Here is a 19,911-nt window from a genome sequence, read left to right on the forward strand (position 1 = left end):
ATGGAATCTCGTCTGGGTGGCAACTACGGCAACGTCAAGGATTCGGGGGCCTTCACCGACCTGAATCGGTTGGCCCAGATGAAGGGTAAGGATCGCGACAGCTCGGAAAACGTCAAGAAGGTCGCCGGCGAATTCGAGTCGCTGTTCCTGAGCCAGATGCTCAAGTCCATGCGCAGCGCCAACCAGGCGCTGGCGGACAAGGACAGCCCCTTTTCCAGCGAGACCACCAAGCAGTACCAGGACATGTACGACCAGCAGCTGGCCGTCTCCCTGTCCCGGGATGGCGGCGGTATCGGCCTGGCCAACGTGCTGGAACGTCAGCTGAGCAAGACCGCCCAGCCGTCGAGCCGCCCCAATCCCTTCGCCCAGGTTGGCCAGGCTGCGCCCACCGAAGGCCAGCTGGCCGCCGGTCGCAACGCCAAGCTCAACGACGTGGCGAGCCACGGCCTCAAGCCGGCCACTACCGTAGCGTCCGGGCGTGACGATTCCAGCGCGCTGAATTCCCGACGGCTGGCGCTGCCCGGGCGTCTGGCCGAGCGTACCGCCGCCAATATTTCCGGGGCGGCCGAGCAGGGCGCCACCCTCAAGCAGAGCTTCCAGGACGTCGCGGCCGCCCAGAGCGCCTGGCGCCAGCAGGCCACGCAACCCGGCAGCAAGCCGGCCGCCGCGACCGAGGCCGTCGCCAGCGTGGACGGCGCCGCTGCCACCGGCAAGACCCGTTTCCGCACCCGTCAGGAATTCGTCGACACCATGATGCCCATGGCCGAAGCCGCGGCGAAGCGTCTGGGCGTGGATCCCAAGTACCTGGTCGCCCAGGCGGCGCTGGAAACCGGCTGGGGCAAGCACATGGTCAAGCAGGCCGATGGCAGCAACAGCAACAACCTGTTCGGCATCAAATCCCACGGCTGGGACGGCGGCAGCGCCCCCGCGGTGACCCAGGAATTCGTCAATGGCAAGGCCGTGACCGAGACCGCCAAGTTCCGCACCTACGATTCCTTCGCGGACAGCTTCCACGACTACGTGAACTTCCTGCAGAGCAACGACCGCTATGACAAGGCGCTGTCCACCAACGGCAACTCCGAGCGCTTCATGCAGGGCCTGCAGCAGGCCGGCTACGCCACCGATCCGCACTACGCACGCAAGGTGATCCAGATCGCTCGCAACATGAACACCTATCAGACGGTCGCCTCCCTGGGCACCAGTCCGTCCCGCGGTTGAGGTGAGCCATGGCTGATCTACTTTCCATTGGTCTGTCGGGCCTGAGGTCCACGCAAAACGCCCTGACCACCACCGGCCACAACATCGCCAACGTCAACACGCCCGGCTATTCGCGGCAGGAGACCATCCAGCAGACCAACATCGCCCAGTACAATGGCTCGGGCTATGTCGGTTCCGGCTCCCAGACGGTGGATGTGCGTCGCCTCGCCAGTGATTTCCTCACCAGCCAGGTGCGCTCGGCCAACAGCCAGAACAGCGAGCTGCAGACCTTCAAGAGCCAGATCTCTCAGCTCGACGGCCTGCTGTCCGACAGCACGACGGGTATCACCCCGGCCATGCAGAAGTTCTTTGCCACCCTGCAGACCGCTGCCCAGGATCCTTCATCGATCCCGGCGCGGGAGGCCGTGCTGGCCCAGGCCCAGGGCATGGCCAAGTCGTTCAACACCCTGTACGACCAGATCGACAAGCAGAACGGCCAGATCAACGATCAGCTGTCGGCGCTGACCAATCAGGTCAATGCCCTGGCCAAGAGCGTTGGCAGTCTCAACGACGCCATCGCCCGTTCCAAGGCCGCCGGTGGTGCGCCCAACGATCTCATCGACTCCCGTGAGCAGGCGATCAAGCAGCTGTCCGGCATGGTCGGGCTGCAGGTGGTGGAGCAGGACGACGGCGCGCTGAACCTGTTCGTCGGCACCGGCCAGCCGCTGGTGGTGGGCAATACCGTGTCCAGCATGACGGCCAAGCCCGGCACCGACGATCCCTCGCGTTTCCAGATCGTCCTGACCTCCGGCTCCACCGAACAGAACGTCACCAGTCAGTTAAGCGGCGGCGAGATGGGCGGCCTGCTGTCCTATCGCGACACGGCGCTGGACCATGCCTACAACAGCCTGGGCCAGTTGTCCCTGACCCTGGCGGATACCGTCAACAAGCAGCTGGGGCAGGGCCTGGACCTGTCCGGCAATGCCGGCTCGGCACTGTTCGGTGATATCAACGACACCCAGAGCATCGGTCTACGGGTGATGGGGCGGGCCTCCAACACCGGCTCGGCCAGCGCGACCCTGAGCATCACCGATACCAGCAAGCTCTCACCCAGCGACTACCGCCTCGATTACAACGGCACCGGCTTCACGGCGCGTCGCGCGAGTGACAACGCGGCGCTCACGGTCAACAAGAGCGGTACCGATCCGGTCACCCTGACGCTGACGGATGCCAATGGCAACGACCAGGGCTTCAAGGTGCAATTCAGTGCCGCCGAGCTCGCCAAGGCCCAGGCCGGCGACGTCTTCAGCCTGCAGCCGACACGTCGCGGCGCGTCCCAACTCAAGGTGGATCTGGCGCAAGCCGATCAGCTGGGTTTCGCTGGCACCGCCAAGGCCGCGGCCACGACCAACAACCGCGGTACGGGAGCCATCACCCAGCCGGCGCTGACCAGCACGGTGTCGCCGGTCAATACCGCCGACTTCGGGCGGCTGTTCGGAGCCGATGGCCTGAAGCTGAGCTTCAACAGTACTACCAACCAGCTGGATGGCACCCTGCCGACCGGCGCGACGCTCAGCTACGTGTCGCCTTCGACGACGGGTCTCACCAATGGTCAGACCAACGCCGTTCGCCTCACCTACACCGATCCGACCACCAACAACAGCTACACCTACGATTTCAATATCAGCGGCGTGCCCCAATCCGGTGACAGCTTCACCCTGGGAACCAACAAGGGCGCGGTTTCGGACAACCGCAATGCGCTGAACCTGGTGGCCTTGCAGACCAAGCCCACCATGGGTGGCTATGGCAACACCGGCACCACCTACAACAACGCCTACGGCGGCCTGGTGGAGCGTGTCGGTACCCTGACCGCCCAGGTACGAGTGGATTCGGCCGCCAGCGAAACCGTGCTCAAGCAGTCCCAGGACAATCGTGACTCCCTGTCGGCCGTCAACCTCGACGAGGAAGCCGCCAAACTCGTCCAGTTCCAGCAGTACTACGGTGCCTCGGCGCAGGTCATCAAGATCGCCCAGTCGCTGTTCGATACCCTGCTCGGTGCCTTCAGATAAGGAACCCGCCCATGCGCATCTCTACCGTCCAGGCATTCAACAACGGCATCAGCGGCCTGCAGAACAACTACGGCAGCGTCACCCGTACTCAGGAAGAGATCAGCACGGGCAAGAAGATCCTGACCCCGGCGGACGATCCGGTGGCCTCGGTCAAGCTGTTGCAGATCAGCCAGGAAGAGGCGCTCAACGGTCAGTACAACACCGGCATGACCGCCGCCAAGAACAGCCTCAACACCGAGGAGTCCATGCTGACCTCGGTGGAAACCGTGCTGACGCGCATCCGCGAGATCGCCGTCCAGGCCGGCAATGGCGCCCTGGATCCAACCGATCGCGCGTCCCTGGCCAAGGAAGTCGGTCAGCGCGAAGACGAGCTGATGAACCTGATGAACAGCAAGGATGCCAGCGGCAAGTACCTGTTCTCCGGTTCCATGGGCGATACCCAGCCCTATGTGCGCAACGCCGACGGCACCTACAGCTACAACGGCGACGAAGGGCAGCGCAGCGTGCAGATCGCCAGTTCCACCTTCGTGCCCATCAGCGACAGCGGCAAGGACGCCTTCGAGAACAACTTCAACGCCAATCGGGTGGATACCACGCCGGTGGCTGGTAACACGGGTACCGGGCGGATCTCCCTCGGCCTGGTGGATGACAAGAAAGCCTATGACTCTACCTTTCCCGCCAGCAATCCGCCGGCCGCTACCGATGGCGTCGGCATCCATTTCCTCGATGACAAGAAGTACGTCATCTACGACCTGTCCAAGGCGCCTACTGCTGCCGAATGGGCGGCCTACGACCCGGCCAATCCGCCGGCTGGCCAGCTCAAGGCGGATAGCCTCAACAGCACCCAGGAAGCCAGCAAGTTCATCAGCTATGGCGGGGTAAAGGTGCAGATGGACGGCGCTCCCGCTGCCGGCGATGAGTTCAAGATCACCCGCGATACCTCCAACGAGAAGCGCAGTCTGCTGAACGTGGTATCCGATCTGCGCAAGGCCCTGGAGAGCGGCGATGGCAGTACCGAGGGCGTGTACAAGATGCGCGACAGTGCTGCAGTAGCCCTGAGCAACCTCGATACGGCCTATACCCAGGTCGATGGTATCCGCGGCAAGGTCGGTGCGCGCCTCAACGTCATCGACTCCACCAGCGACTTCATTGCCGACGTCAGTCTGGTCAATAAGTCGGTGCAGTCGGACCTCCAGGATCTGGACTATGCTGAAGCCTTGTCACGCTATGCGCTGCAGAACACCGTCCTGCAGGCGACGCAGCAGAGTTTCGTGAAGGTGTCGCAGTTGAGTCTGTTCAATTATCTGTCATAGCTGTAGAGAGTTGTTTTATTATTATGGGGTTCGATTAATGACGAAGGTGGCCATCGTCCAGTCCAATTACATTCCTTGGCGCGGCTATTTTGATCTGATCCGAAGTGCTGATGTATTTGTGCTGTATGATGATGTCCAGTTTACTCGGCGGGATTGGCGTAACCGCAATCTGATCAGGACTGCACAGGGGCTGCATTGGTTAAGTATTCCAGTGAAGAACCGTGGTCGCTTTGCCCAGAGAATCCAAGATGTAGAAGTTAGTGACCGCGACTGGTCCGCAAAGCACTGGCAGACCATAAGCACTAGCTATCGCAAAGCTGCGGGCTTTGCGGCTGTGGCAAATCGCCTGGAAGAGCTCTATGCTCAATGCCAGCCTCTGGAGCGACTCTCCGATATCAACCAGCTTTTGCTCAGCGGCATATGTCGGTTGCTGGGTATCCCTACGCCACTGATTTTTTCATCGAGTTTTCCAAGCGTGTCCGGACGTACCGAGAATCTCGTCAACCTCTGCGTAGCCTTGAAGGCCGATACCTACATTTCTGGTCCCGCTGCCAAGGTTTATCTGCAGTATGACCTCTTTGAAAGGCGAAACATAGGCGTCGAGTACTTTGATTATGCTGGCTACCCAGCATACGCACAGTTGCACGGTGGGTTCGAGTCGGCCGTCAGTATCCTGGACCTGCTGCTCAATACTGGAGAAACCGCTGCCGCTTATTTACAAAAGGAGCTCGCATGACTTACGTACTGCAGGCTCTTGAGGGGGCGACGGAAAGATATTATTCGAGGAAGATCAATGAATTCGGCGCCACTCCTCGAGGGGTGGACTGGAACGGTCACGAGTCGCAGCAGATCAGGTTCCATCAGTTGGCCAAGATCATTGGCGAAGCCGGGCAGGAGCCGATATTGCTAAATGACCTGGGCTGCGGCTATGGAGCCTACTACGATTATTTGAACACATTGGGCATTCCGCTGAGCTACCGAGGTACCGATCTCTCAGCGGGCATGATCGCCGCAGCGCGGAGCGCTCATCCCGGAGCCGACAATGCCCAGTTCGAGGTCAAGCGCACTTGTGCAGGACTTGCCCACTACTCGGTGGCCAGCGGAGTGTTCAACGTCCGTCAGATGGCATCCGTAGCCGATTGGCATGCCTATGTACTGTCCATGTTGGAGGAGCTTGACAGCAACAGCAGTCGGGGATTCGCCTTCAATTGCCTCAGCATCTATTCCGACCTTGACCATCAGCGCGCCGATCTCTATTACGGTGATCCGATGTTTTTCTTCGATCATTGCAAGAGGCATTTTGCGAAAAATGTCGCGCTGCTTCATGATTATGATCTATACGAATTTACGGTGCTCGTAAGGAAGTCGTGAGAAGGGGTCATTTGATGCCCTCTGGCAATGCGGACCAATTATAAAAGGGTGTGACGCATGAAGATTCCGTTGGTCATCATCGGCGACGGGCTGTTCGCTGATATAGCCTATGAATACTTTACTCATGATTCTTCCTACCATGTCGTTGCGTTCAGCGTCGATCAGGACTATTTGCGCAGCTCGAAGAAGTTTGGTTTGCCGGTCATTCCCTTTGATAGGCTAACCGAATATTTTTCCGATACCGCTACTCGGCCTCACTTCTACGCTGCCATCACGTACGGCCAGTTGAATCGCACCCGTGAGCGTTTCTACAGAGAAGCCAAGGCCATGGGCTTCCTAGCGGCGAGTTATATCAGTTCCAATGCTTTCGTATGGCGTAATGTGGTAGTTGGTGAGCATTGCTTCATCTTTGAGAACAATACGGTGCAACCGTTCGTGATCTTGGGCGACAACGTCGTACTATGGAGCGGTAACCACATAGGTCACCATTCGGTCATTGGCAACCACGTGTTCGTCGCGTCCCAGGCAGTGATTTCCGGCAATTGCCGGATCGGCGATCACCAGTTCATCGGAGTCAATGCAACATTGGTCAATGATGTCGCTTTGGCCGACGATGTTCTGGTGGGAGCCGGTGCGCTGGTCACCCGCAGCGTCGCCACCGATCAGATCGCGAAGGGCGTCGCCGCCACTAATGTTGCTGGAGCCAAGCGCTACTTCAAGGTCGAGCATGAGTGAACAGCGCTGGCGTCGGCTCGGATCAGTGTTCGTTCCGGATCGGCAGCGTTCCTGGCTATTCAGCCATGCCGCCAATCCCCAAGCGATAAAGCTTCCTCATTCCGACCTGCACCGGATTTACTTCAACTTCCGTGATGAGCGTGGGCGCTCCGGAATTGCCTGGCTGGACTGGCGGCTTGCCACAAATGAGGTGATCTCGTTAAGCGAACACCCGGTGCTTCTCCCTGGCAGAGAAGGACATTTTGACGAGGATGGCGTTTCGCTGGGCAATATCGTCGTCCGTGACGCGGAGCTGTGGTGCTTCTATGTCGGCTGGAACCTGAGTGTCAGCGTCCCTTGGCGCAATTTCATCGGGCTCGCCCGTGGCCAGGGGGAGTATCCCCTCGAGCGGGTAGGACGAGTACCCATTCTCGACCGCAGCGAAGCTGATCCCTTTTCCCTTTCCTATCCCTGGGTGCTGTGGGACGCCCGGCACTCCCGCTGGCGTATGTGGTACGGCTCGAACCTCGCCTGGGGAGTCCAGCCAGAAAGCATGCAGCACGTCATCAAGTATGCCGAGTCGGTGGATGGCCTTTCCTGGCAACGCTCGGGCGCGGTGGTGTTGCCGTTGCGTGAGGGCGAGCTGGGCCTTTCCCGACCCTGCGTCCTGATCGACCCTCAGGGTCGGTACCGGCTCTGGTACGCCATTCGGTCGTCCCAGGGGTATCGGCTGGGGTATGCCGAATCAGCTGATGGAACGAACTGGGAACGGCTGGACCAGCGACTCCATTGGCTTGGACCGGTCGGCGCATGGGAGGGGGAGAGCCAGACCTATCCCTGCGTTTTCGCGGCTAAAGGCGTCCTCTACATGCTGTACAACGGTAACGGCTATGGTCGTCACGGGTTCGGTCTGGCGCGCCTGGAAGAGTAATCGCCTATGAAAACAAGCACGCTCGACATTGATGAGCTCAAGGTTCTACTTGATACCCAGGGGTACGCTGTCGTGCCTGCCGTGGTCCCCCCGCGGTTGCTCGCGCGCATGAGCGAAGGTCTCTACAGGGTGCGGGATCGAATCGAGGAAGAGGTGGGGCGGTTTCGTCTGGAAAGAGCCAGGGAAGTGGGCGTCCTACGGCTGATGATGAGGTTCGATCCGGTCTTCACCGAGCTGTTGGAGTTGCCCATCCTGCTCACGCTCGTGGATGAACTCATGGGGAGCACAGCCATTCTTCACTTGCAGAATGGCTTGCTGCTGCCGCCTACCAGCGAGCCTGACGCGGATGTCTTCCAGTATCGTTTCCATCAGGACTTCCCGCGCTATCTCAACGGTTATCGGGCATCGCTGAACGTCATGATCGCCATCGACGCCTTCACCGCAGAAAATGGCGCGACCCTTGTGATTCCTGCAACTCATCAGCGCGAGATAGCTCCTTTGGGAGAGTTCTGCCGGCGTTGGGCGCGGCCTGTGATCTGTGCCGCCGGCGATGCCATCGTGTTCGATTCGACGTTGTGGCACGCGGCGGGGATCAACCGCAGTAGCCGTGATCGTCTGGCGATCAATCACCAGTTCACCCGTCCCTGGATAAAACAACAGATCGATTATTGTCGTGCCCTGGACGCCACTTTGCTAGACGGCCTGCCAGAACGCAGTCGTCAGCTACTGGGCTACTACACTCGGGTGGTGGCTTCGCTGGATGACTACTACCAGCCCACGGAGCATCGCCTTTACCGCAGTGGCCAGGGCTGAACACTATGCGTCGAAAAACTGGCGGGTCCGGTTCTTGCAATGAAGGCATTGCAGACTCCATGTCGGAAGCTCGAGAGCGCTAGCGCCGCTCGTGGCATTCGATCTACTCCATTCTGGGAGACCTCATGTCACGAGCGCGTATCCCCTTCGCGAAGCCATTCATCATGGGCAAGGAGCTGTTCTACATCGCCCAGGCGGTGATGAATGGTTCCATTGCTGGTGACGGCGAGTTCACCAAGCGCTGCCAGGCCTTGCTTGAAGAGCAGCTCGGTTGCCGGAAGGTCCTGTTGACTCACTCCTGCACGGCGGCTCTGGAGATGACCGCGATTCTGGCTGGGATCGGTCCCGGAGACGAAGTCATCATGCCTTCGTTCACCTTCGTCTCTACAGCCAATGCCTTCGTCCTGCGCGGAGCAGTACCGGTATTCGTGGATATTCGCCCGGATACCCTCAACATCGATGAGCGCCTAGTCGAGGCAGCCATCACACCGCGTACCAAGGCCGTCGTCGCGGTGCATTACGCCGGTCAATCCTGCGCTATGTACACACTCAAGGCCCTTTGCGTACGCCATGGCTTACGGCTGATCGAGGATGCGGCTCAGGCCATCCTCGTCAAGAACGAAGGCCAGTCGCTGGGGACCATAGGCGACATGGGCTGCCTGAGCTTTCACGAGACCAAGAACATCATCGCTGGCGAGGGTGGAGCGTTGATGATCAACGACGAGAGCCTGATCGAGCGCGCCGAGATCATTTGGCAGAAGGGCACCAATCGTAAGGCGTTCTTCCGCGGCGAGGTAGACAAATACACCTGGGTCGACATGGGTTCATCGTTTCTGCCAAGCGAACTGACGGCAGCCTTCCTCTTCGCCCAGCTCGAGCATGGCGAGCGGATCAACGCTCATCGTCGGGAGCTTTACGAATACTATTATCAGGCCCTGCTGCCTCTGGAGCGCGATGCGTTTCTGACACTGCCCACCTATCGCGGCGATGCCTCGGCCAATGCCCACATCTTCTTCGTTCTTACCCGGGACAGCGAAGAGCGGCGGGCACTGATCGCTCATCTACAGGCGCTGGGTATTAGTGCGGTGTTCCACTTCGTCCCGTTGCACGACTCTCCCGGCGGCCAACGTTTTGGCCGAGCGTCCGGGGAGCTGCCGGTCACCCATGACATCTCCGATCGCATCCTCAGGCTGCCCTTGTTCTCGGACCTAACCCACGAGCAGGTACGGCAAGTCACGGAGGCTGTCACAGGCTTCTACAGGCCGACTTCGCTTTCTTTGTTCAATGTGGAATCCAGGAAGGACCGCGCATGAGTTTCTCATTGATGGCGGGCGTACCGACAGACAGCAGGCTCCACCAAATGCACCTTGGGCTGGGGCATCCCTATTACATCTATGCGCCAGATTTCCGCGATTCCTCGGCCGGGGTAGCCTGCCTGCATTACCTCTGTCACACCCTTAACATCCACGGGCGAGATGCCTATGTGATGAGCTGCAATCAGGTCAACCCCAACCTGAAGACTCCGCGGGTGAGCCAGGAACTGGTGGATAGCCATCGACAACTGGGCAAGGTTCCCATCGTTATCTATCCAGAGGTGGTCAGTGGTAACCCGGCTGGCGCAGATGTCGTGGTGCGCTACCTGCTCAATTTCGAGGGTGCCTTGACCGGTCGAGGTATGGAAGCAGGCAGCGACGACCTGAGGATATATGCCGGCCCGGTCCTCGTCCGAGATCCCGGCGAGCGTGCGGATGGCTTTCTCGACGTCCCTTGCATCAACACCGTGCTGTTCAATGCCCATGGTTGCGGTACGCGCCTGGGCCGCTATCTCTATCGCCATCGCTATCCTCTCGATCAGGTGGACTTCAGCCAATTTCCTCTGGACGTCCAGGAATTGTCGATGCACGAGCCGCTTCCCCTGCCCAGGCTGGCGCAGCTGCTCCGAGGCGCTGAGGTTCTCTACACGTACGAATGGTCCATGACCTGTGTCCTGGCAATTCTCTGCGGCTGTCCGGTGCTGTTCATGCGGGAAGGAGGCATTGATGAGGCCTTTCTAGACCAGAGCTACATAGGTTCCGGTGGCTTCGCCATGTTCGACGCGCCTCAAGCACTGGAGGTTGCTCAAGGGGGGCTGGCCGATGCCATGGCGCGTTATGCGAGGCTCGAACATGGCTTCTGGCGGCAGCTCGATCGCTTCATCGAACTCACCCAGGCACGTAGTGAGCACCACGTGAGCGCTGATCGTCTGAACCAGCAGTACCAGCGGTGGCTGGGCGAGCGTGCGCTTCAGGGTACCCGGCTGCGCCTGTACGAGCAGGCGCTGGTGGTGGGAGAGCGGCCGCTGCACTTCGAGGTAGTGGTGTTCGGTGGAGCAGGGGAGGATGAACGGACCCTGGCCAGTTTGGCGCGGCAGCACTATCCACTTACCCAGGCTTCCTTCCTGCCGGAAGCGACGGACTACCTGACGTCATGGCAGGCGCTGGCACATGCCAGTCGGTGCCAATGGTTCGTGCTGCTACCCAATGGCGATGAGGTAGCGACCGATCTACTGCTGCTGGCGGCCGAAGCCATTTCCCTGAACCCGCGCCTGAAGGCGCTATACGTCGACCAAGACGAGCTGACCGCCCAGGGGCCTGCCAATCCCGTGTTCAAGCCGGATTTCAATCTAGACTTGCTCCGCAGCTACAACTACACGGGCTCACTGTTGCTGGTGAGTCGTGACGCGCTGCTCGTTACGGTCCCCAGTGTGCCCTGTACTGGCGAAGCCATCGTCACCGATATTCTATTCCAGAGCGTTGAACGGGATGGGGTGACGGCCATTGGTCATCTCTCCGCTATCCTCCATCACAGTCGCCAAAGCTATGCAGCCTGGCTGGCCGAGCAAGTCGATCCTGCAGTCGGACGCGGCATCGTGCAGGCCCATCTTCAACGGCTGGGCCTGGCCGCTCAGGTGGAGTCTTGTCGTCTGCCGTTCGTCAACCGCATCCGCCTAGTATGGCCAGGCAACCCCCTGGTGTCCTTGCTCGTAGATGCCCGTGGGCCGCTGTCCCAGGTCACTCGCTGCCTGGAAAGCCTATTACAGACGCGCGGGGTCAACTACCAGATCCATCTGGTGGAGTCATCGCAAGCGGAGCCCGAGTTGCGCGCCTGGTTGGGGGAGATCGAGGCGATGGGCGAGCCGTTGATCCGGGTCGTACGCGCGTCGCTGAGCCAGGCGATTGAATCGGCGGACGGTGAGTACCTCGTGCTGTTCGACGCGGCCTGTCTCGCCACAGATCCTGACTGGCTTCTGGAGCTGCTGGCGCAGGGGCGCCGCGACGAGGTCGCCGCGGTGGGTGCAAAACTCGTCGGGCCCGACGACCGCATCGTATCGGCCGGGCTGGTACTGGGTCTACGGGGTGCTGCCGATTGCCTGTTCAAGGGCGAGTCCGATCAGAATGGCGGCTATCTGCATCGTCTTCAGGTTGCCCAGAATCTCAGCGCCCTAGACGGAAGATGCCTGCTGCTCAAGAAGGCAGCGCTCGCTGAAATCGATGGCCTGGCTGACCTCGCCTGGGGGCATCGAGGCGCTGATGTCGAGTTGAGCCTAAAACTTACGCAGGCCGGCTATCTGATGGTTTGGACGCCCTACGCGAAATTGCTCTGGCAGGAACAGGAGTATCGTGGGGCCATGCTCGACGAGGTCTCTCCGGGGCTCTACGAACAATGGCTGCCGAAGCTGGTCGACGATGCTGCTTACAATCGCAACTTCAGCCGTGAGGGCCTGGATTTCGAACTGGAGACCCAGCCGCAGCATCTTTGGCGACCCCTTGCGTGGCGGCCGCTACCGGTCGTCCAGATCGTACCGGGTCAGTCGGCGGGGTGTGCTTATTACCGTGTGCTGCAACCCTTCCGAGCGTTGGAACAGGCGCTCGAAATCGAAGGCATCATTACCGAGCGGCCGAAGTCGCCCGTACTGTTGTCCGGTATCGCAGCGGACGTGGTGGTCGTCCAGCGTGAGCACCAGCCCTTGCAAATGGATGCGTTGCAGACCCTAAGGCGGGCCACGGACGCCTTTGTCATCTACGACATGGACGATTGGCTCGCCGATTCGCCTGCTGCAGGTAAGGGAGCGGCGACTGGGGCACCAGCCGTTGCCGACTTGGAAAGAGCACTCGCCAACGTCGATCGCGTGGTCGTCTCTACCCCTGCGCTGGCGAATCGGCTGGAGAGCCGGCATCACGACATACGCGTGGTACCTACCCGGCTTCCCGCTGCCCATTGGGGCTCCCTTGTCAGTAATCGGCGACGCCAAGGGCGGCCACGGATCGGTTTTGCCGGCAACGCTGGTCATAGGCTTGATTTGGCGATAATTGAGGAAGTGATACAGACACTCGGGCAGGAGGTCGAATGGGTATTCCTCGGAATCCGGCCCGCAGTGGCCAAGATCGACGAGTTCCACGCTCCCGTGCCGATTGAGGATTATCCAGGGAAGCTCGCAGGTCTCGACCTCGACATCGCGCTTGCGCCCTTGCTGGCGAACGATTTCAACGAGTGTAAGAGCAACTTGCGCCTATTGGAGATGGGAGCCTGTGGCTATCCGGTGATTGCATCGGATATAGCGCCATACCGGGGAGACCTCCCTGTACAACGGGTCGCCAACGAGACGACGCAATGGCTGGAGGCGATCCGCGCTCATCTGGCGGATTTGGACGCGGCCTTCATCCAGGGGCAGCGACTGCGAGAAGCCGTGCAACGTGACTGGCTATTGGAGGGTGCCAATTTGAGAAGTTGGAAACGAGACTGGTTGCCAGGCTAGGAGACGTTAGCCCGCCACTGGCAGGTGCTTAGCCTGCTCCTACGCTCGAGCCTTGGCGGGCGTGCTTATCTTCGTAGTACCAGGGGCTGCGCTATCGGCTTTTGACAACCTAGATCCTCAAGGCGAGGGCCGGCCTTCAGGAGTTTTCCCTCCGGTTGTGTCGCAGTGCCGACCCGGAAACCTGGGGATGCCGGATTTGGTTAGCTTCTTGCTTGTCTCGGCCATCCGCCTTCTGCTGCCGATTTCTTGACTGGAGCAGAGGCTAACCAGCAAGAGGTATCAAGATGACAGGCTCACCCGCCAATGTGTTCTGTAATGCCGATACCGATTCGGGTGAGGTGCCTACGGCGGCTGAGGTTGATCGGAGCCATGCGCAGTGGCTGGCTGATCGGCGCTCCAGCGCGACGCGCCTTGAAATCTATCGCCAGGCACTGATCCAAAATGCTCAGCTGCATTTCTTGGTAGTGATCGTCGGCAGTCCGACGGAAGCCAGCTCCACCCTGGCATCGCTCGCTGAGCAGCATTATCCCTACTTCAGTACCGCACTGGTGGTGGCTTCGGCCAACGAGCTGTCGGACTGGCAGGAAGCGCTGGCGAGCAGTGAGGCGCACTGGTCGCTGAAGCTCCCGGCGGGTAGCCACCTAGAGCCCGAAGCGTTGTTGCGTTTGGCTGAGCGTATCCTTGTCTCCGGTGGCATACATGCTTGCTATTGCGACGAAGATCATCTTGCCGATAGTGGTCTCGAGTGTCCGATCTTCAGACCTGGCTTCAATCTCGATCTGCTACGCAGCTATCCCTACACCGGCTCTCTGCTGGCCATGAGTCGCGAGGCGTTGCTGGCGTCCTCATCCAGCGTCACCGCGCCTGGCGTGGCACTGGTCCAAGACGTGTTGCTGCAGGTGGTCGAGCGCCAGGGTGTCACGGCCATCGCCCATCTACCCGAAGTATTCCACCACTCGCGACAGACCTTTCCCGACTGGCTGCAACAGTGCGAACCGGCGGCGACCCATGGCATCGTCCGCGCGCACCTGGCGCGCCTGGGTGTGCAGGCGGAGATCAGCGCAGGTGCTCTTCCATGTGTCAGCCGTATTCACTACCAGAGCGATCACCAACCGCTGGTTTCCATTTTGATTGAAGCCAGGGGTTCGCTCGAAGAGCTGGGTCGCTGCCTGGAGTCTGTCTTGGGAGGCACCGCCTATCCACGTTACGAGATCCTTGTCGGACGACCGTCGGACGTCGCGGTCGATACCGGCCGCTGGCTAGACGAGCTGGTGATGCTGGGATTGGAACAATTGCAGGTCATCCCCGCTGACGGAGCTCAGGCCATGGCTCGGGCTGCCAAGGGCGAATACCTGCTCTGGCTCAGTGCAGGTTGTCTCAGCATCAAGGCCTCTTGGCTGGATGAGCTGGTCAATCAGGCGCGACGCCCGGAGGTTGGGGTGGTAGGTGCCAAGCTTCTGGATCGTGAGGGCAAGGTAGCCATGGCCGGGCTGGTACTCGGACTGCGTGGTCCTGCCAGCAGCCTTTTCCTGGGTGAACCCGATGACCGCGCAGGCTATCTCTACCGGCAGCAGGTGGTGCAAAACTTTAGTGCCGTAAGCGGTCGCTGTCTGTTGGTGCGGGCGGAGATATTTCATGCCATCCCTGATTGCGGTTCCTTCGCTACCCAACCGTTCGCCGATGTCGAGTTCTGTCTCAAGGTTGGTCAGGCCGGCTATCTTGTGGTCTGGACGCCCCACGCCCGTCTCGGTTGGGAGTCGGAGCAGAGCCCAGAGGTGTCGGTGTGGACGCGAGCCGAGTCGAGACTCTATGAGCAGTGGCTACCCGTCCTGGCCAATGATCCCGCCTATAACCCCAGTCTAGCTCTGGACAAGGCGGACTTCGCAGTGGAAGTTGAACCCGAAAACTTGTGGCGACCCCTGTCCTGGCGTCCGCTGCCGGTAATCCAGGTCATGCCCGGCGATCGCTGGGGCTGCGGTCACTACCGGTTGATCCAGCCGCAGCGAGCGATGGAAGCCGCCCTGCAGATCGATTCCAACGTGCAGTTCCGCTACTTGCACGCAGTCAACCAGGGACGCATTCAGGCAGACAGCATCGTCGTACAGCGCCAGCTCTCCGAGCCACAGATCGAGGAAATGCAGGCTATCAAGCGCTATACCTCGTCCTTTCTCGTGTACGACCTGGACGATCTACTGGGTAACCTCCCGCTCAAAAGCATACATCGTGAGTCTTTTCAGCCTTCCCAGGTCGCGAGAGCCTTGCGTAAAGGATTATCCATCGCGGATCGAGTGACGGTCTCCACGGAACCCCTGGCAGAGGCGATGCGCGGATTCAATGCGGACATTCGCGTTGTTCCCAATCGATTGCCTGTCCCTTGGTGGGGAGAACTACAAGGCAAGCGGCGCAAAGGTCGCCCAAGGGTCGGTTGGGCAGGCGGCACCAGCCATACAGGAGATCTGCAGATCGTGGTGGATGTCATGAAGGCCTTGGCCGACGAGGTGGAGTGGGTGTTTCTTGGTATGAGTCCACCGGGTGCGCCACCCCATGAATTCCATTATGGAGTCGAAATCGAGGACTTTCCCGCGAAGCTCGCCAGTCTCGATTTGGATCTGGCCATCGCCCCGCTCGAAATCAACGCCTTCAATGAGTGCAAGAGCAATTTGCGGCTGTTGGAGCTCGGCGCCTGTGGCTTCCCGATTGTAGCTACTGATATAGAGCCCTATAGGTGCGGTCTCCCCGTGACCCTGGTACGCAATAAATATAAAGACTGGCTAGGTGCTATTCGTGACCATCTGGCCGATATCGAGGGAGCCTGCGCATTGGGAGCCAGCCTTCGCCAGCACATTCATCGTGACTGGATGCTTGAGGGAAGAAATCTCGAGGCATGGCGAGCGGCGTGGTTACCTGACTGACTGGAGCACGGCCTCATACGAGCAGGTTGCCGCTACCAGGAAGCTGTGAGGCGTGCGTGCGTAGGCGGATGCGTCCCTTGTAACCCGATCCGCCAGAGTGAACGTCGCGAAGGGGCTAAATAAATTACGGGTTCGGTCGATAACCAGTATGCACGAATCGGTATGTCACCACCTGTCAAGCTTCTGCTGAAGAAAATCGCGGAAAAATCCTAAAGGTTTGACGGCAGGTACCGATAAATATCTTGAATGCGAAATACAGGGGCGTCTGAGCAAGCAGGTCCCATTCGCATGCTCAGGCACACAAGGTTCAACTGGAGACGCCACCATGGCACTTACCGTCAATACCAACATCCCTTCCCTGAACACTCAGCGTAACCTGCAGAACGCGTCCAGCTCCCTGGCCACCTCCATGCAGCGTCTGTCCACCGGTAGCCGTATCAACAGCGCCAAGGACGATGCCGCCGGTCTGCAGATCTCCAACCGTCTGACCAACCAGATCAACGGTTTGAACCAGGCGACTCGCAACGCCAACGACGGTATCTCCCTGTCGCAGACCGCTGAAGGCGCCATGCAGCAGTCCACCAACATCCTGCAGCGTATTCGCGACCTGGCCGTGCAGTCCGCCAACGGCTCCAACAGCGACGCCGACCGTTCCGCTCTGCAGAAGGAAGTGACCGCGCAGCAGAACGAACTGACCCGTATCGCCCAGACCACCACCTTCGGTGGCCGCAAGCTGCTGGACGGCTCCTTCGGCACCACCAGCTTCCAGATCGGCGCCAACGCCTACGAAACCATCGATGTCACCCTGAAGGACACCTCGGCCACTGCCCTGGGTTCCAACCAGATCGGCAGTGGTGCCAGCACCAGCGCAGGTAATGCGGTTGCTGGCAGCGGTGGTGTACTCACCACCAGCGGCAGCATCACTCTCGTGGGCGGTGGCAAGAGCCAGCCTGTGAACTACGCCGCCGGTGACTCGGCCAAGACCATCGCTGGCGCTATGAATGGCCAGATTCCTGGTCTTGCTGCTTCGGCGCGTACTGTGCTGACCGTAACCGATTCCATTACCAGCGGTGCGGCCAACATGACCATGAACGTGGGCAGCAACTCGCTGAACCTGGTCGGTGTGGCCAGTACCAAGGACATGGCTGACCAGATCAACGCCAACGCCGCCAAACTGGGCGTTACTGCTAACTACGACAGCCAAGCCAAAAAGCTGACCATCACCTCGGCCACTGGCGAAAACGTAACCTTCGGTGCGGATACCGGTAACGCAGCCGGTGCCATCACGGTTTCCTCGCAGAAGTCCGATGGTTCGTTTAGTACCGGTGTGGATGTGCGGGCCAATGGCGGTCAAGCCATGGGCTACGTCAAGCTAGATTCGCCGACCACCTTCGCCATGACAGGTGATACCACTGCGATTTTTGGTTCGACCAAGTCTTCGCTGAGCAAGGTCTCCGACGTCGACATCTCCACGGCCGACGGCGCTCAGAAGGCCCTGTCCGTGATCGACCAGGCCCTGGCCAACATCGACTCCCAGCGCGCTGACCTCGGTGCGGTGCAGAACCGCTTCGACAACACCATCAGCAACCTGACCAACATCTCGGAGAACGCCACCTCCGCCCGTAGCCGCATCAAGGACACCGACTACGCCGCAGAAACCGCGAACCTGTCGAAGAACCAGGTGCTGCAACAGGCTGGTACCGCGATCCTGGCCCAGGCCAAGCAGCTGCCCCAGTCGGTTCTCAGCCTGCTCCAGTAAGGGCAGAGATCGGTCTAGGCAGGGAGAAGGGGGACGCCCCTTCTCCCTTTCATGCGTTGTGAGGACATTACAATGGACATCGTCAAGACAACGGGTTTTTCAGCGGTAAGGCCCTATGGCGCTCAATCGAGCCCTGCGGCCGCGACGTCCTTCAGCGCTGCGGCGCCCACGGCGGACTCCACGGTCAAGCCGGTTTCCCAGACCAGCAAGGCCGACGGGGACAAGGCCGAGAAGCCGGAAGACGGCAACATGGATGGCGCCCTGTCCAAGCTGAAATCGAAATTCCAGGAAGACCACCGCAACCTGGATTTCAGTATCGATGACTCCACCGGCGAGGTGGTGGTCAAGGTGCTGGACGGTGAGTCCGGCAAGCTCATCCGGCAGATGCCCAGCGAGGAGGTGCTCAAGCTGGCTAAACAGCTGGATGAGATGCGCAGCCTGATGTTCAAGGCCAAAGCCTAGTTGGCGCGGAACTTGAATCAGACTGACTAAGCGCAGGGGCGACGACGTAACGTTGGCAGGGGGATAGCGACATGGCAGGTATCAGCGGAATTGGCGGCTCGGGGCTGGACATCGACTCCATCGTCACCAAGATGGTGGCCGCCGAAAAGGCACCCAAGCAGGATCAGCTCACCAAGACCCAGAGCAAGGCGACCGCGCAACTCACGGCGATTGGTTCCCTGAAAGGCGCCATCAGCGAATTCCAGACCGCGCTGACCACGCTCAACAGCCCCACCAGCTTTCAGGCGCGAGGCGTCACCCTATCGAAGAGTGACTACCTCACGGCAACGGCCAGTACCAGTGCCAGCGTTGGCAGTTACCAGGTCGAGGTCAGCAGGCTGGCCACTAGCAGCAAGGTAGCCCTGGCGTCCGTACCAGCCACCTCTAGCACGACTGGCAGTGACGGCAAGGCCACTACGTCTCCTACTACCTTTGGCAAGGGCACGCTGAGCATCAAGATCGGCGATACCAAGTTGGCGGATATCCAAGTCGATGCCACCAACAACACCCTGAGTGGCATCCGCGATGCGATCAACAAGGCCGGGCAGAGCCAGGGGCTGAGCGCTAACATCGTCAACGACGACTCTGGGGCTCGTTTGGTGCTGAGCAGCACCAAGACTGGTGACGGTAACGACATCTCGGTATCTGTGAGTGGTGATGACGGTTCGGGCAAACAAAGTCTGACCAAGCTGGCCTATAATCCAAGTGACACCGAATCCAGTGATCCCGCTGCCGCTCATTCGCTTGCGAAAGCGCTGAGCGCCCAGATGACCATCGATGGTCTGAAGATCACCAGCGCCTCGAACACGGTCAGCGGTGCGGTCGATGGTCTGAGTTTCACCCTCAAGGCCACCACCCCGGTGGGAAGCCCCATGACAGTCGGCGTCAGCCAGGACGAGTCGGGGGTCAAGGGCAACATCAAGAATTTCGTCGACGCTTATAACAAGCTCATGGGCGTGATCAAGACCCAGACTTCGGTGACAACGGTCGGGGACAACAGTGCGCCCATCACGGCTGCGCTGGTAGGCGATGCCACTGCCCGCGGCCTCACGACTACCATCCGCAGTGAACTGAGCACCATGCAGGGCACGGGTGCGGTCAAGGCGCTGGCCGATCTGGGCATCACCACCCAGAAGGATGGCACCCTGGCCATCGACGACACCAAGCTGAGCAAGATGGTAAGTTCCAACTTCAGCGATCTGCCCAGTTTCTTTACCGGCGACCAGGGCATAGCGGCGCGGCTCAAGGGTAAGCTCGATCCCTATACCATGACCAATGGCATTCTCGAGCAGCGTTCGAACTCCCTGAGCACCACCCTGAAGAACGTGGATGCCCAGACCGCCACGCTCAACACCCGCATGACCGCGCTCTCGGATCGTCTCTACAAGCAATACAACGCCATGGACCAGCTGTACTCGTCGTTGTCGACCACCGCGTCCTCGCTCTCCCAACAGCTGGCGGCCATGCCCTTCGCCAACAAGAGTTGAGTGGGCCGATTCGGCCAATCCGGTCGATAAAGGGGTCAAGTAATTCGCG

The 19,911-nt window shown here is 60.0% G+C and carries 14 protein-coding genes; all 14 read left to right on the forward strand.

Annotation, left to right across the window (positions count from 1 at the left end; translation table 11 throughout):
* Complete coding sequence (gene flgJ, locus QKY98_RS17185) at positions 1-1,218, forward strand: flagellar assembly peptidoglycan hydrolase FlgJ (RefSeq protein WP_027601646.1); 1,218 nt, start codon at positions 1-3, stop codon at positions 1,216-1,218.
* Positions 1,219-1,226: 8 nt separating this feature from the next.
* Positions 1,227-3,266 carry a flagellar hook-associated protein FlgK gene (gene flgK / locus QKY98_RS17190; protein WP_042132917.1) on the forward strand — a complete coding sequence of 680 codons (2,040 nt, stop codon included), beginning with the start codon at positions 1,227-1,229 and terminating at the stop codon, positions 3,264-3,266.
* Positions 3,267-3,277: 11 nt separating this feature from the next.
* Positions 3,278-4,579 carry a flagellar hook-associated protein FlgL gene (gene flgL / locus QKY98_RS17195; protein ID WP_284671312.1) on the forward strand — a complete coding sequence of 434 codons (1,302 nt, stop codon included), beginning with the start codon at positions 3,278-3,280 and terminating at the stop codon, positions 4,577-4,579.
* Positions 4,580-4,616: 37 nt separating this feature from the next.
* Complete coding sequence (locus QKY98_RS17200) at positions 4,617-5,315, forward strand: WbqC family protein (RefSeq protein ID WP_284671313.1); 699 nt, start codon at positions 4,617-4,619, stop codon at positions 5,313-5,315.
* Complete coding sequence (locus QKY98_RS17205) at positions 5,312-5,950, forward strand: methyltransferase domain-containing protein (protein ID WP_150339103.1); 639 nt, start codon at positions 5,312-5,314, stop codon at positions 5,948-5,950. The genes QKY98_RS17200 and QKY98_RS17205 overlap by 4 nt, the downstream gene beginning before the upstream one ends.
* A 57-nt stretch (positions 5,951-6,007) precedes the next feature.
* Complete coding sequence (locus tag QKY98_RS17210) at positions 6,008-6,685, forward strand: acetyltransferase (RefSeq protein WP_150339101.1); 678 nt, start codon at positions 6,008-6,010, stop codon at positions 6,683-6,685.
* Complete coding sequence (locus QKY98_RS17215; RefSeq protein WP_278387402.1) at positions 6,678-7,595, forward strand: glycoside hydrolase family protein; 918 nt, start codon at positions 6,678-6,680, stop codon at positions 7,593-7,595. The genes QKY98_RS17210 and QKY98_RS17215 overlap by 8 nt, the downstream gene beginning before the upstream one ends.
* Positions 7,596-7,601: 6 nt before the next feature.
* Positions 7,602-8,408 carry a phytanoyl-CoA dioxygenase family protein gene (locus QKY98_RS17220; RefSeq protein WP_150339097.1) on the forward strand — a complete coding sequence of 269 codons (807 nt, stop codon included), beginning with the start codon at positions 7,602-7,604 and terminating at the stop codon, positions 8,406-8,408.
* Positions 8,409-8,533: 125 nt separating this feature from the next.
* Entirely contained in the window at positions 8,534-9,721 is a 1,188-nt protein-coding gene (gene rffA / locus QKY98_RS17225) for a dTDP-4-amino-4,6-dideoxygalactose transaminase (RefSeq protein WP_183629122.1), read from the forward strand.
* Positions 9,718-13,203, forward strand: coding sequence for a glycosyltransferase (locus QKY98_RS17230; protein WP_284671314.1), 3,486 nt, complete (start codon positions 9,718-9,720; stop codon positions 13,201-13,203). Before rffA ends, QKY98_RS17230 begins: the two co-directional genes overlap by 4 nt.
* Before the next feature lie 284 nt (positions 13,204-13,487).
* Positions 13,488-16,115: a glycosyltransferase gene (locus QKY98_RS17235; RefSeq protein WP_284671315.1), complete on the forward strand. Its 2,628-nt coding sequence runs from the start codon at positions 13,488-13,490 to the stop codon at positions 16,113-16,115.
* Between the two features lie 325 nt (positions 16,116-16,440).
* Complete coding sequence (locus QKY98_RS17240; RefSeq protein WP_077172405.1) at positions 16,441-17,874, forward strand: flagellin; 1,434 nt, start codon at positions 16,441-16,443, stop codon at positions 17,872-17,874.
* Between the two features lie 72 nt (positions 17,875-17,946).
* Positions 17,947-18,336 carry a flagellar protein FlaG gene (locus QKY98_RS17245; protein ID WP_077172406.1) on the forward strand — a complete coding sequence of 130 codons (390 nt, stop codon included), beginning with the start codon at positions 17,947-17,949 and terminating at the stop codon, positions 18,334-18,336.
* Positions 18,337-18,407: 71 nt separating this feature from the next.
* Positions 18,408-19,862: a flagellar filament capping protein FliD gene (gene fliD, locus QKY98_RS17250; RefSeq protein WP_077172407.1), complete on the forward strand. Its 1,455-nt coding sequence runs from the start codon at positions 18,408-18,410 to the stop codon at positions 19,860-19,862.
* Positions 19,863-19,911 lie beyond the last annotated feature (49 nt).

The sequence above is a fragment of the Pseudomonas sp. HR1 genome, from assembly GCF_030175875.1.
Taxonomy (GTDB): domain Bacteria; phylum Pseudomonadota; class Gammaproteobacteria; order Pseudomonadales; family Pseudomonadaceae; genus Chryseomonas; species Chryseomonas oryzihabitans.

Bases quoted from the DNA above. Each gene is read 5' to 3' on its own strand.
- rffA (WP_183629122.1), top strand. From the start codon at position 8,534: ATGTCACGAGCGCGTATCCCCTTCGCGAAGCCATTCATCATGGGCAAG.
- QKY98_RS17235 (WP_284671315.1), top strand. From the start codon at position 13,488: ATGACAGGCTCACCCGCCAATGTGTTCTGTAATGCCGATACCGATTCG.
- flgJ (WP_027601646.1), top strand. From the start codon at position 1: ATGGAATCTCGTCTGGGTGGCAACTACGGCAACGTCAAGGATTCGGGG.
- QKY98_RS17215 (WP_278387402.1), top strand. From the start codon at position 6,678: ATGAGTGAACAGCGCTGGCGTCGGCTCGGATCAGTGTTCGTTCCGGAT.
- QKY98_RS17205 (WP_150339103.1), top strand. From the start codon at position 5,312: ATGACTTACGTACTGCAGGCTCTTGAGGGGGCGACGGAAAGATATTAT.
- QKY98_RS17220 (WP_150339097.1), top strand. From the start codon at position 7,602: ATGAAAACAAGCACGCTCGACATTGATGAGCTCAAGGTTCTACTTGAT.
- fliD (WP_077172407.1), top strand. From the start codon at position 18,408: ATGGCAGGTATCAGCGGAATTGGCGGCTCGGGGCTGGACATCGACTCC.
- QKY98_RS17230 (WP_284671314.1), top strand. From the start codon at position 9,718: ATGAGTTTCTCATTGATGGCGGGCGTACCGACAGACAGCAGGCTCCAC.
- QKY98_RS17210 (WP_150339101.1), top strand. From the start codon at position 6,008: ATGAAGATTCCGTTGGTCATCATCGGCGACGGGCTGTTCGCTGATATA.
- flgL (WP_284671312.1), top strand. From the start codon at position 3,278: ATGCGCATCTCTACCGTCCAGGCATTCAACAACGGCATCAGCGGCCTG.
- QKY98_RS17200 (WP_284671313.1), top strand. From the start codon at position 4,617: ATGACGAAGGTGGCCATCGTCCAGTCCAATTACATTCCTTGGCGCGGC.
- QKY98_RS17240 (WP_077172405.1), top strand. From the start codon at position 16,441: ATGGCACTTACCGTCAATACCAACATCCCTTCCCTGAACACTCAGCGT.
- QKY98_RS17245 (WP_077172406.1), top strand. From the start codon at position 17,947: ATGGACATCGTCAAGACAACGGGTTTTTCAGCGGTAAGGCCCTATGGC.
- flgK (WP_042132917.1), top strand. From the start codon at position 1,227: ATGGCTGATCTACTTTCCATTGGTCTGTCGGGCCTGAGGTCCACGCAA.